Below are 12,353 nucleotides of genomic sequence, written 5' to 3'. Positions count from 1 at the left end.
CTCCCTCCGCTTCCGCAGCGAACGGGTCGCGGGAGCGGTCACCAGCTTGCACCGTTCGCCGCACGCGGTGCAACGTCGTCGACCGCTCCAGCTGGATGCGGCGGGGATTCATGCCAAACTGGGAGGACACGTGCGCTGCACGCGAGCATCAGGAACAGCGGAGGACACCGATATGAACGGCTTTATTGCGATTCTGGCAATTCTTGGATTCATCGGCGGACTCCTGCTGATGGGCTACGCCTTCAGCACGCCTGGCGCCGAGATGGCGATGTTCGCCGGCGGCATCCTGACCGTCGCGCTCTCGATCGGCCTGCCGATCCACCTGCTCGAGAAGTTCGACTAACACCGAAGTTCGACTAGGTTCGACTGGCGTCAACCAGTTCGGCCGGACCCCTGGGGGCTCACCGGGCTGGCGCGTGCTCGATCACACTGTCGGCACCCGGGAACACGAGACTCTCGTGACCGTCGTCGAACCGCACGAGATACGGTGGCTGGCCGTCTGCGCCGCGCACCTCGAGGATCTCGCCGTGGCGCTCCGATCCGCCGACCGTCTTGCTGCGGATGAGAATACGTTCGCCTGCTGCTGCCTGCATGAGAATCGCCTCCTGCGCTCAGCGTACGCCGGAGCGAGCCGGCGGGACAGGGGTCGTTGCCTGCAGGTCTAGCCGAGTGCCGCGTCCAACAGCGGGCTGAGGTGTGTGCTGCCCAGGGCCCGCGCGGCCTGCTCGGCGCCCGCCGCGAGTGCGGCAGGCACATCGTCCGGCCTGCCGAGGCTCGCCGCGAGGAAGCCGGCGAAGAAGGCGTCGCCCGCGCCGTTCGTGTCGACGATGCGCGGCACGGCCGCCGCGGCGACGCGGTGCTCGACGCCGTTCTCATCGACAGCCACCGCGCCGTCCGCGCCCAGCGTGCAGACGACAAGCGTCGCTCCGGCGGCGACCAGCGAGCCGGCGAAGGCCAGCGGGTCGCCGATCTTGTCTGCGTTCATGAACACGGCGCTGGCGGCGTCGATGAACGGCCGGTGGAAGGCGGCCTGGCCGTCGTAGTCGTGGATGTCGGTCCACACCGGCACACCGGCTGCCCTGGCCTCTGCGAGCAGCGGCAAGCTGGGCTCCGCCAGGTCGAGCACGGCGACGCGCGCGGAGCGGAGGGCGGCGGCCGCCGCCGCGGCATCCGCCTGGCTCGGGGTTCCCGGCGTGCTCAGGTAGAGAGAGACGCGGCCGCCCGTTCGGTCCATCAGGTTGAGGTGGCGTTCGCTCCGGCCCGGCACGGTGGCCGCCAGCAGCTCGATGCCGTCGATGCCGCCGAGCAGGGAGCGCAAACGGTCGCCGGCCGCATCGTCGCCGAGCACCGTGCTGAGCGTGAGCGGAACGCCCAGCTCGGACAGGTGCAGCGCCTTGCCAGCCGAGGTCCCGCCGACGGTGTGCCAGTCGGTGTCGGCGAACTGCATGTGCGGGGTGGCGGCCGGCAGCTCGTCGAGCTGCACGATCTGGTTCCAGGAACACGGCCCGCCGATGAAGACGTGGCCAGGCAGTGTCACGCGGCGTGGTCCTCGATCGTGACGGGCAGCAGCGTCGCCCGCTTGGGCGCGCGGCCGTCGCCGGATGACCGACCGGTGAGTCGACGCCCGATCCACGGCACGACGTACTCGCGGTAGTAACCGAGCGTGTTGCGGCGGCTGGCCCGCGCGACGGCGTCCTCGTCGATGCCCCACTGCTCAGGCACGGTGATGCCGAGGCCGCGCAGCACGTTGCCGGCGACCCTGGCGTGGCCGATCGCATTCAGGTGGATCTTGTCCGCCGACCAGTAACGGATGTCGGTGAGTTCCTCATCGGCCCAGTTGTCGACGAAGGTGACTCCGGCGTGGGGCCCGCGCGCCCGCACGGCCTCGGCGAGCTCGTCGCCCCGCCGCTGCATGAGGCTGCCGAGCGGCATGTTCTTGGCCGGATTGCCGCCGCTCAGCAACAAGACGTGGATGCCGGCATCCGTCGCCGTCTGGGCGGCGGCGACGAGTTTGTCGGCGACATCGTCGATCAGGATCTTCGGACGCATGATGTCGTTGCCGCCGCCGTTCAGGCTGAGCAGCGCCGGCTTCATGGCAATGGCGGGGGCGAGCTGCTCCTCGATCAGCGGCGCGAGCTTGCGGCCGCGGATGGCGAGGTTGGCGTAGCCGATGGGTTCCCCGCCGGCGGCCACGGCCGCCCGGGAGAGGCCGATCGCGACGAAGTCGGCCCAGCCGCGCACGCTGCCGTCCGGCAGCTCGTCGCCCATGCCCTCCGTGAAGCTGTCGCCGATCGCCGCGTAACTCGTGAACATCCGCTCTCCCTCGCCCGTGTGATGCGCCCGTCCGAGCCTACGCCCGCCGCGGGATCGCTCAGCACTCCTGCGGCAACCACGACAGGGGCTTGCATGTACGTGGCTGGGGGTTTAGAAGACCTTGCCTGGGTTCAGGATGCCGGCCGGGTCGAAGACGCTCTTGATCTGCCGCTGCAGCTCGAACTGTGCGTCGCCGAGCTCGTCGCGCAGCCACCGGCGCTTCAACACCCCGATGCCGTGCTCGCCGGTGAGCGTGCCGCCGAGCGCGATCGCGGCCTGGAACATCTCGTCGGCCGCCGCCCAGATGTGCGCGGGCACCTCGTCATCGGCGCCGGCGTCGTAGACGAAGTTGGGGTGCAGGTTGCCGTCGCCGGCGTGGGCGATGGTCGGGATCCGGATGCCGTGGCGGCGCTCGATCCGCGCGATCGCGTCGAACATGGCGGGCAGCGCGCTCCGCGGCACCGAGACGTCTTCGATCAGGGTCGTGCCGAGCCGCTCCATGGCCGGGTGCATGGCGCGGCGGATCTCGAGCAGGCGCTCGGCCTCTGACGGCTCCGTCGTCATCTCGGCCCGACCGCCCGAGGCCTGCAGCAGCTCGAGCAGCGCAGCGGCCTCCGCCTCCGCACCCGGGCCGTCGGTCTGCACCAGGAGATAGGCGGCACCGCTCAGTTCGAGCCCGAGCAGCTCGCCGATCGCGTCGAGGCAGGCGCCGTCGAGCAGCTCCATCACGGCGGGACGGATGCCGGCGGCCGTCACCGCGGCCGAGGCCTCCGCCGCCGCGCGCACGCTGTCGAAGTACGCCCCGATCGTGGGCGTCGGGCCGGTGACCACGCGGCGCAGGCGCACGGTGGCCTCGACGATGACGCCGAGCAGACCCTCCGAACCGACCAACAGTGCGGTGAGGTCGAGGCCGGTGACGCCCTTGACGCTGCGGTGGCCGAGGCGGATCAGGCGGCCGTCGGCCAGCACCACCGCGAGCCCGAGGACCGAGTCGCGGGTGACGCCGTACTTGGCGCAGAGCAGCCCGCCCGCGTTCGTGGCGATGTTGCCTCCGACGGTCGAGATGGCGCGGCTGGCCGGGTCGGGGGTGAACCAGAGGCCGTGCGGAGCGAGCTGCGCGTTGAGCTCGGCGTTGATGATGCCCGGTTGCACGACCGCCAGTTCGTCGGCGGCGTTGATCTCAAGAATCTGGTTCATGGCGAGGGTGGAGAGCACGATCTCGCCGCGGCCGCCGATGGCGCCCCCGGCCAGCCCGGTTCCAGCGCCACGGGTGACGACGGGGGTGCCGTGCGCGCTCGCGATCCGCAGCGTCTGTTGCACCTGCTCCACGGTGGTCGCGGTGACGAGCGCAAGCGGCGATGCGGTCGTGCGGTGGCCGGACTTGTCGGTGCGCAGGGCGTCGAGCGCTGCGGCATCCGTCGACACCGCCGAGCCGAGCGCGTCGATCAGGGCGACGACGACGGCCTCCGGCCGCTCCGGCTGTTCGGCAGACATGGCGCTCCTCGTTCCCGGCGCCCCGCGCCACTTGCTGCAGTTCTGCGCCAGCCTAATCGCGCGACGCGCAGCGCCCTGCTCGACGCCGCCCGGCCGCCTGCGCCATGATGACTTGAGCGTCAGTACTGACGGGGCGACAGTCGGTCGTTCCGGTGCGGACGACGAGGGGGATGCCGCATGAGCACTGTGACCAGATGGAACGCCCTGCGGGTGCGGCTTGCTTCGAGTGCGACGACGACCGAATCGTTGGCGCTCGGCGCCGGCACGGTCGCGTTCCTGGTCGTGGCGCTGATCGCGCTGCCCGTGATCGGCCTGAACCACGTGCCGATCGCCGGGCCGGGCTCGCTCGGCCAGTACGTCGCGATCGCCTGTTCCTTCGCCGGGTTCTGCGCATTCATCGCCGGCCGCTACTTCTCCGCAACGGCGCACCAGCACGACGGCACCGGGCCGGCGGTCCTCGCGGGCGTCGAAGGCCCGCTGATCGGGATCACGGTGCACAGGGCGCCGCGGATCCTGGACGTCGCGGCGCTCTCCTTCGCGCACGGTGTGATCTGCCTGTTGCTCTGGACGGGGGCGGCCGATCTGCTCGAGCAGAGCTTCCAGGGCGCTGAGGTGTACGCGATCCCCGCCATGCTGCTCTCCGGCGCGGCCGCGGCCGTGAGCGCCTACTTCAGCTACCTCTCGGCCGCAGGCATGAACACGATGCGCCTCTCCGGTGTGCTCCTGGTGTTCCTCGTGGTCGGTGCCCTCACGAGCATGCTCACCTCGACGGACCCCGACTGGTGGAAGATGAACCTGAGCGCGCTGGGGATGACGGACGACATCTCGGCGATGACGTTCAACCTCACGCTCATCGTGGCCGGTGTCATCGTGACCACCATCGCCCGCTACGCGACTGCCAGCATGATGCGGGTCGGTGAAGCCGTGCCGCGTGGCGTCGAGGTGGTGCGCTGGGGGCTCGTCCTCATCGGCATCTGCCTCACCTGTGTCGGCATCTTCCCGGTCGACCGCTTCTTCGCCGTGCACAACACCGTCGCGACCGGCATGGCCGTGACGTTCGCGGTGCTCGTGATCGGGCTGCCCAAGTTCCTGCCTCAGATGCCCAAGCCCTTCGTCACGCTCGGCTACGTGTTCCTCGTCGTCATCGCCACCGTCGCGGTGTTCTTCGCCATCGGCTACTACAACCTGACCGCGGTCGAGCTCGTGGCCGCCGTGCTGATCTTCAGCTGGATCATCGTGTTCCTCCGCACCGTCTCTGCCGGGTCGAGCGATGCCGCGAACGCGGATGCCGCGACTCGGCGCCATCTCGCCGGACCGGTCGCCACGGAGCCCGTGCTGCGCGAAGCCGCGGTGGTCGAGTAACGCGCTCTCGTTGGTCGAGCCTGTCGAAACCCCGGCGCTGAGCTGATTTCGACAGGCTCAATCAACGGGCGTGGCTCCAGTGAGTCGGGCCATGAGCCTAGGCAGTCATTCGGCGGCGACGAGAAGTGCCGCCCAGAGCTCCGCCCGTTCCTGGAAACCGCTGAGGTCACGCCCCAGCAGTTTCTCGATCTGCGCGATCCGCGCCCGGACGGTGTGCCGGTGCACACCCAGTAGCTGCGCCGTGGCGTCGAGCTGTCCATTCTGCTCGAGCCAGAGCCGCAGCGTGCGCAGCAGCTCACTGTGCTGGGCGGCGTCGTGCTCGCTGAGCGGTTGCAGCACGGAGCGGCCGATCGCCCCTGCGTCCGTTGTGGTGAGGTAGGAGAGCACGCCGTCGCGGGCGATCTCGCCGAACTCGCTCACGCCGACCGCATCGCCGGCCCGGGCGAGCGCCTGCTCGGCCTGCGCCATGGCGCGGTCGAGATCGGAGTAGGCCCCCGGCTCGCTCAGGCCGGCGCGCAGCGCGAACGCGGAGCAGAGTTCCGTGAGCAGGGGCAGTCCGTCCTCGCCGAGGCAGAGAACGAGCCGCCCGTCGTCGACGGCGAAGAAGAGCCTGCCGGGGTGCTCGACCACGAGCGCCTCGAGGTGCTCCGTCACGGCGTCCAGTTGCCCGCCGCGCGTCTCCACCACCGCACAGCGCACCGGTTCGGCCGGCAGCTCGCCCCAGAGCCCGTCGCTGACGCTCGTGGCCAACGCCAGATCGCCGTGGCGGAGGGCGCGCAGCACGGCGGCCCGAATCTGCCCGCGTGCACGGTCGAGGCTGTGATTCTGTTCGAGCGCGAGGCCGGCGAGCGCGATGACCGCGGTCACGACCTCGTTTCCGGCCTGGTCGAGCTCGGAGCTGCCGCCGAGCGCGAGCACGCCGCGCAGCTGCTCGCGGCGACCGAGGGTCTGCAGCGTGAGCGTCTCGCCGCCGGCCGTGATGGTGCTGCTGGCCCGTTGGCCGCGGCGCAGCAGTCGTGTCGCCTCGCGGCGCACGGTGTCGACCAGCCCATCGGCACCGGCTGCGGCCGCGGGCCCGGCCGGCTGGGATGCCGCGAGCGCACCGGCGGGGAACACGCGGTCGAGGGCGCCGTTCGCGTTGAACAGCGCGACCCAGTGGCCGAGCTGGCGCGAGAGCTCCTCGAGGCTCGCGCTCAGGCCGTCCGGGCGGAGCGCGGCGATCGCGATCGCGCGTTGCGCCCCGAGCGACCAGCTGCGCCTGGCGAAGCGTTCCTCGGCGGCCATGTCGGATGCCGCACGGGCGACGGCGATGAACGGGGTGCGGTACGGCACCTCGAACAGCGGCAGGCCGATCTGGAGGCACGCGTCGAGGAGCGCATCGGGGGTGCCGGCGCGCACGACCTCTGTGCCGAAGCCGAGCCCAGCGACGCCGACGTCGCGCAGTCGCTGCACATAGGCGAAGACCGATTCGGCGCCGGGCGCGGCCTCGAACTGCGTCCCGGTGCTGAGCAGCACCTGGCCGGCGGAGAGGAACGGGGTCGGATCGTCGAGATCGGAGCTGTGCACCCACTCGATGGCGGCGTCGAGCGCGCCGGCAGGCAGGGCGTCTTCCGGGGTGAGCAGGTGCAGCGCGAGTTCGCGCTGACGCATCAGGGAGCGCAACGTGGGGAGCATGGCATCCGCTCGATTCGGGGCTGTACAGGGTGGCCAACGGTGGTGCGACAACTATACGGGACGGCGATATCGACGCGGCTGTCGTGGTGCCTACGATTGCCCAGCACGCACAACATCAGCACGAACTTAGATTGTGGAGGAGCCATGACGCTCATCGATTCGCCGGCCATCGTCCAGGGCACAACGCCTCCCGTCGGCGGTCCGTCACTGCCCCAGGAACGCCGTCTCGTCACCGCGATCCCCGGACCGAAGTCCATCGAACTCGGTGCCCGCAAGGCGCAGGCCGTCTCCGCATCCGTCGGCTCGACGATCCCCGTCTTCACCGTTGCAGCAGGCGGCGGCGTGCTCGTCGACGTCGACGGCAACTCGCTCATCGACCTCGGCAGCGGCATCGCCGTCACCGGTGTCGGCAACAGTGCACCGCGGGTCGTCGCCGCCGTCGCGGCGCAGCTCGAGCAGTTCACCCACACCTGCTTCACCGTCGCGCCATACGACTCCTACGTCGAGGTGGCCGAGGCCCTCAACCGACTGACCCCCGGCAGCCACAGCAAGCGCAGCGCGCTGTTCAACTCCGGCGCTGAGGCCGTGGAGAACGCGGTCAAGATCGCGCGTCACTACACCGGCAAGCAGGGCGTCGTCGTGTTCGACCACGCCTACCACGGCCGCACCAACCTGACCATGGCGCTGACCGCCAAGAACCAGCCGTACAAGAACGGCTTCGGCCCGTTCGCGCCCGAGGTCTACCGCGTACCGACGAGCTACCCGCTGCGCGACGGCGGCCTGAGCGGTGCTGAGGCGGCCAAGCGCAGCATCAGCCAGATCGAGAAGCAGATCGGCGCGGGCAACCTGGCCGCGGTCATGATCGAGCCGATCCAGGGCGAGGGCGGATTCATCGTCCCGGCCGACGGCTTCCTCGAGGCGATCGTCGACTGGTGCGGCGCCAACGACGTCGTCTTCATCGCCGACGAGGTGCAGACCGGCTTCGCCCGCACCGGAACGATGTTCGCCAGCGAGCAGTTCGGCATCGTGCCCGACCTGGTCGTCACGGCCAAGGGCATCGCAGGCGGCCTGCCGCTGTCGGCGGTCACCGGACGCTCCGAGATCATGGACGCCCCGCAGATCGGCGGCCTCGGCGGCACATACGGCGGAAACCCGCTCGCCTGCGCGGCGGCGCTCGCCACCATCGAGAGCTACGAGGAAGACGGCCTCGTCGCCCGTGCCGCCGAGATCGGCGAGCTCATGCGCGGCATTCTCGAGACCGCACAGGCCGCAGACCCGCGCATCGGCGAGGTGCGCGGACTCGGCGCCATGATGGCGATCGAGCTCGTCGACGCTGCGAGCGGTGAGCCGGATGCCGCGCTCACGGGCCGCGTCGTCGCCGCGGCCCACGCCGCTGGCGTGATCCTGCTCAGCTGCGGAACCTACGGCAACGTCATCCGCTTCCTGCCGCCGCTCGCGATCAGCGACGAACTGCTCGCCGAGGGCCTCCAGGTCGTCGTCGACGCCCTCGCCGCCGCGTAATCGACACACCGACAGGCTCAATCGGCCACCGCTGATCGAGACTCAGCCACCGCTGATTGAGACTCAGCCACCGCTGATTGAGCCTGTCGAAATCTCCACCGCCACGCACCGCACGATTGGACCTTTCGCAATGACGCAGACCACGACACTCGCCGTTCCCGCTGAACTCACCGCCACCGAGCTCGAGCTGCTCGCGCGCGTTCCGGACGGCCTCTACATCGACGGGCAGTGGCAGGCAGGCAGCGGTGAGCAGATCACCGTGACCGACCCGTCCACCGGCACCGTCATCAAGCGCATCGCCAACGCGGATGCCGCAGACGGCATGCGCGCACTCGATGCAGCGGTCGCGGCATCCGAGAGCTGGGCGGCCACCGCCCCGCGCGTCCGCGCCGAGATCCTGCGCCGCGCGTTCGACCTGCTGCAGGAGCGCAAGAACGACTTCGCCCTGCTCATGACGATGGAGATGGGCAAGCCGCTCTCCGAAGCCCTCGGCGAGGTCGCGTACGGCGGCGAGTTCCTGCGCTGGTTCAGCGAGGAGGCGGTGCGCATCAGCGGGCGCTACGGCCAGAACCCGGAGGGCACAGGGACGATGGTCGTCTCCCAGCGCCCCGTCGGCCCGTGCTTCCTGATCACCCCCTGGAACTTCCCGCTGGCGATGGCCACCCGCAAGGTCGCCCCGGCGCTCGCCGCCGGCTGCACCGTGGTGATCAAGCCCGCCGAGCTCACCCCGCTCACGACACTGCTCTTCGTGCAGCTGCTCGAGGACGCCGGTGTCCCGGCCGGCGTCGTGAACGTCATCACGACCTCCACCTCCTCCGCGGTGTCCGGGCCGATCATCGCCGACCCGCGTCTCCGCAAGCTCTCCTTCACCGGGTCCACCGCCGTCGGGCAGCGACTCATCCAGCAGGCGGCCCAGGGTGTGCTGCGCACCTCGATGGAGCTCGGCGGCAACGCGCCGTTCGTCGTCTTCGAGGACGCCGACCTCGACAAGGCCGTCGACGGCGCGATGCTGGCCAAGTTCCGCAACATCGGCCAGGCCTGCACCGCGGCCAACCGCTTCATCGTGCACGAGTCCGTCGCGGCCGAGTTCACCGAGCGTCTGGCGGACCGCGTGCGTGCGCTCGCCATGGGACGCGGCACGGAGACCGGGGTGTCGATCGGACCGCTCGTGAGCGAGAAGGCGGTCTCCGAGACGGCGGCGCTCGTCGCCGACGCGGTTGAGCGTGGCGCGGAGCTCGTCATCGGCGGGCGCCGCCCGGAGGGCCCTGGCTCCTTCTTCGAGCCCACCGTGCTGGCCGGTGTGCAGCCCGGCAGCGACATCCTGAGCAACGAGATCTTCGGACCGGTTGTCGGCATCACCACCTTCAGCGACGAGGCCGAGGCCGTGCGCCTGGCCAACGACACCGAGTACGGCCTGATCAGCTACGTCTTCACTCAGGACGTTGCCCGCGGCCACCGCATGATCGAGAAGCTTGACACCGGCATGATGGGGCTCAACACTGGTCTCGTCTCCAATGCCGCCGCACCATTCGGCGGAGTCAAGCAGTCGGGGCTCGGCCGCGAGGGCGGGCTTGAGGGTATCCACGAGTACCTCTCGACCAAGTACACCCTGATTCCCGCGTCCTGACGCCGGATTTCCGACCGCGAACACCCGCCCCACCCATCGGCGGTGATGGGCGGAACACTGAACGTGAACAGCAATGAAGTTGAACAGCAGTGAAGTTGAACAGCAAGGAGCAACAATGAGCGCCATTGAGCGTGACGTCGTCATCATCGGAGCGGGGCCGTCCGGCCTCACCGCCGCGAACGAGCTCGTGAAGGCCGGCCTCAGCGTCGCCGTGCTCGAGGCGCGTGACCGCGTGGGCGGCCGCACCTGGACCGACCACTTCGACGGCCACATGATCGAGATCGGCGGCCAGTGGGTGTCGCCAGACCAGGATGCGCTCCTCGACACCCTGACCGAGCTCGGTCTGGAGACCTACTCGCGCTACCGCGAGGGCGAGAACGTCTACATCGACAAGGACGGCGAGAAGCGGCTGTTCACGGGCGACATCTTCCCGGTCAAGCCGGAGACCGAGGCCGAGCTGATCCGCCTGATCGACGAGCTCGACGTCATCGTCGCCGAGATCGACGCCGAGAAGCCGTGGGCGCACCCGCGTGCCGCCGAGTACGACGCGATCACCTTCAAGCACTGGCTCGAGCAGGCAACCAGCGATCAGGAGGCGCGGGACAACATCTCGCTCTACATCGGGGCGGCCATGATAACCAAGCCGGACCACGCCTTCTCCTTCCTCCAGGCGCTGCTGATGGCGGCATCCGCCGGAAGCTTCACCCACCTGGTCGATGCCGACTTCATCCTCGACAAGCGAGTCGTCGGCGGCATGCAGCAGGTCTCGATCCGCCTGGCCGAACGCCTCGGTACCGACGTTCGCCTGAGCCAGCCGGTGCGCACCCTGCGCTGGAGTGACGACGGCGTCGTTGCCATCACGGCGGGCGGGCTTGAGGTGCACGCCAAGCGCGCCATCCTCGCGGTGCCGCCCGTGCTGTTCAGCCGCATCAACTACGAGCCGCCGCTGCCGCGCCGCCAGCACCAGCTGCACCAGCACCTCTCCATGGGCTTCGTCATCAAGGTGCACGCCGTCTACGAGACGCCGTTCTGGCGCGAGGCCGGCCTCTCCGGCACCGCCTTCAGCCCGTACGAGCTCTCGCACGAGGCCTACGACAACACCAACCACGACGACCCGTACGGCACGCTGGTCGGCTTCGTCTCCGACCGCAACGCCGACGGCGTCTTCGAGCTGAGCGCCGAGGAGCGCAAGGAGCGCATCCTGGAGTCGCTCTCGCACTACTACGGCGAGCAGGCGAAGAACCCGGTGTTCTACTACGAGAGCGACTGGGGCAGCGAGGAGTGGACCCGCGGTGCATACGCCGCGAGCTTCGACATGGGCGGGCTCTCGCGCTACGGCGCCGACCAGCGCACGCCGGTCGGACCGATCTCCTTCTCCTGCAGCGACTTCGCCGGCGCCGGCTACCAGCACGTCGACGGAGCGATCCGCGTCGGCCGCGAGACAGCGGCGGCCATCGCCGCAGAGCTCAAGGGCTGATCATGAGCCTGCTCGTCGGCTACACCGCCACGCCGGCGGGCGAGGATGCCCTCGCCCTCGGCGTCCGCCTGGCACGCAGCCGGGGAACGGGCGTCGACATCGTCCTCGTGCTGCACAGCGAGGAACGTCCGACGGTCGTCCCGACCGACGCGGGCTACGAGCGTCACCTGTCCCAGCTCGCCGCCGGATGGCTGCGCGAGGCCCGGGCATTGGTGCCGGCAGATGTCGCGGCGCAGACGCACCTGGTCTACGCGCACTCCTTCGCCGACGGCCTGCTCGAGACCGCCGAGACCCTCGGCAGCGAGATGATCGTCGTCGGCGCCGCCCGGCACGGTCTGCTCGGCCGGTTCACCATCGGCAGCGTGGCGAGCTCGCTGCTGCACGTCTCGCACGTGCCCGTCGCGCTGGCTCCTGAGGGCACGCGCAACGGCGGCATGGAGCGCCCGCTCACCCGCATCACGTGCGCCATCGGCACCCGCGTTGGCGCGCAGGCGCTGCTGGAGGAGAGCATCAAGCTCGCTGCCAGTGGCAATGTCCCGCTCCGCCTGATCTCCCTCGTCGGCGTCGACCTGCCCGGCGGGCACGACGATCCGGAGGTGCTCCGGGTGGGCGCGGCACACGCCGATGCCGCCGCGACGCAGGCGCTGGCGACCCTCAACGAGGACGCCGAGGTCACCACGGAGGTGGCATCCGGCCAGAGCATCGAAGAGGCCGTCACCCGTGTCGACTGGGACGACGACGACATCGTGCTCGTCGGCTCCAGCCGGCTCGCGCAGCCGCGCCGGCTCTTCCTCGGGTCCACCGCAGCGAAAATGCTGCACGAACTTTCGGTACCCATGGTCGTCGTGCCACGGGATGCCGCCACCACAACGGTTGGGGAGTAGC

General features: G+C 70.0%; 11 protein-coding genes. 6 read left to right on the top strand and 5 right to left on the bottom strand.

Translation table 11 applies throughout. The features are described from left to right. Positions 1-172: 172 nt before the first annotated feature. Entirely contained in the window at positions 173-343 is a 171-nt protein-coding gene (locus tag EV379_RS17265) for a hypothetical protein (protein WP_165397384.1), read from the top strand. Positions 344-401: 58 nt separating this feature from the next. Here EV379_RS17265 and EV379_RS14755 read toward each other — a convergent pair whose 3' ends face one another. The 4 genes from EV379_RS14755 to EV379_RS14740 all read right to left on the bottom strand — a co-directional run bounded on the left by EV379_RS14755 (position 402) and on the right by EV379_RS14740 (position 3,807). Next, on the bottom strand, positions 402-593 hold the full coding sequence (locus EV379_RS14755) for a DUF1918 domain-containing protein (RefSeq protein ID WP_130506802.1): 192 nt from the start codon (positions 591-593) through the stop codon (positions 402-404). A 68-nt stretch (positions 594-661) separates the two neighbouring features. After that, positions 662-1,537 carry a carbohydrate kinase family protein gene (locus tag EV379_RS14750; RefSeq protein ID WP_242616397.1) on the bottom strand — a complete coding sequence of 292 codons (876 nt, stop codon included), beginning with the start codon at positions 1,535-1,537 and terminating at the stop codon, positions 662-664. After that, the gene (locus EV379_RS14745) at positions 1,534-2,313 is read right to left on the bottom strand and encodes an SGNH/GDSL hydrolase family protein (protein ID WP_130506801.1); all 780 of its coding nucleotides are present in this window, start codon (positions 2,311-2,313) and stop codon (positions 1,534-1,536) included. Before EV379_RS14745 ends, EV379_RS14750 begins: the two co-directional genes overlap by 4 nt. A gap of 111 nt (positions 2,314-2,424) precedes the next feature. Then, complete coding sequence (locus EV379_RS14740) at positions 2,425-3,807, bottom strand: FAD-binding oxidoreductase (protein WP_130506800.1); 1,383 nt, start codon at positions 3,805-3,807, stop codon at positions 2,425-2,427. 177 nt (positions 3,808-3,984) lie between these two features. Here EV379_RS14740 and EV379_RS14735 point away from each other — a divergent pair, with 177 nt between their 5' ends. Next, a complete protein-coding gene (locus EV379_RS14735) occupies positions 3,985-5,169 on the top strand; it encodes a DUF998 domain-containing protein (RefSeq protein ID WP_130506799.1) in 1,185 nt (394 codons plus the stop codon). A 105-nt stretch (positions 5,170-5,274) separates the two neighbouring features. Here the strand turns inward: EV379_RS14735 and EV379_RS14730 are convergent, their stop codons facing one another. Next, the gene (locus EV379_RS14730; protein ID WP_130506798.1) at positions 5,275-6,843 is read right to left on the bottom strand and encodes a PucR family transcriptional regulator; all 1,569 of its coding nucleotides are present in this window, start codon (positions 6,841-6,843) and stop codon (positions 5,275-5,277) included. Positions 6,844-6,987: 144 nt separating this feature from the next. Here EV379_RS14730 and gabT point away from each other — a divergent pair, with 144 nt between their 5' ends. The 4 genes from gabT (at position 6,988) to EV379_RS14710 (ending at position 12,352) form a co-directional block, all read left to right on the top strand. Beyond that, positions 6,988-8,364 (top strand): 4-aminobutyrate--2-oxoglutarate transaminase, encoded by a 1,377-nt coding sequence (gabT, locus tag EV379_RS14725; protein ID WP_130506797.1) that lies wholly within the window; start codon positions 6,988-6,990, stop codon positions 8,362-8,364. A 130-nt stretch (positions 8,365-8,494) separates the two neighbouring features. After that, a complete protein-coding gene (locus tag EV379_RS14720; protein ID WP_130506796.1) occupies positions 8,495-9,991 on the top strand; it encodes an NAD-dependent succinate-semialdehyde dehydrogenase in 1,497 nt (498 codons plus the stop codon). Between the two features lie 115 nt (positions 9,992-10,106). After that, entirely contained in the window at positions 10,107-11,468 is a 1,362-nt protein-coding gene (locus tag EV379_RS14715; protein ID WP_130506795.1) for a flavin monoamine oxidase family protein, read from the top strand. 2 nt (positions 11,469-11,470) lie between these two features. Further along, entirely contained in the window at positions 11,471-12,352 is an 882-nt protein-coding gene (locus tag EV379_RS14710) for a universal stress protein (protein WP_130506794.1), read from the top strand. Position 12,353 lies beyond the last annotated feature (1 nt).

Source organism: Microterricola gilva (genome assembly GCF_004217495.1).
Lineage (GTDB): Bacteria > Actinomycetota > Actinomycetes > Actinomycetales > Microbacteriaceae > Microterricola > Microterricola gilva.
This window is presented reverse-complemented; position numbering and strand designations above follow the sequence as displayed.